The sequence below is a fragment of the Mesorhizobium sp. M1A.T.Ca.IN.004.03.1.1 genome, assembly GCF_003997555.1.
Taxonomy (GTDB): Bacteria; Pseudomonadota; Alphaproteobacteria; order Rhizobiales; family Rhizobiaceae; genus Mesorhizobium.
Window position 1 is genome coordinate 1 of the sequence record NZ_RZTV01000902.1, and the last position, 244, is coordinate 244.

Genomic DNA, 244 nt, shown 5'->3' on the forward strand with positions numbered 1-244 from the left:
ATGGCACTGAAGGATTTCGGCGGTCAGGGCGTGCTGAAGACGCGCCGTCTCGGTTATGACGGCAAGGGCCAGATGGTTTTCCGCTCCGTCGCCGACAGCGCAGATGGCGCCTATGCCGCGCTCGGCGGCGTGCCACTCATCCTCGAAAGTTTCGTCGCCTTCGAGCGCGAGGTCTCGATCATCGCCGCGCGGGCCACCGACGGCACGGTCGTCTGCTTCGATCCCGCCGAGAATGTCCACCGCA

General features: G+C 65.6%; 1 protein-coding gene. It reads left to right on the top strand.

Translation table 11 applies throughout. The features are described from left to right. Window positions 1–244, top strand: a 244-nt coding sequence (locus tag EOD29_RS34290) for an ATP-grasp domain-containing protein (protein ID WP_127248896.1), incomplete at both ends; no start/stop codon positions are given.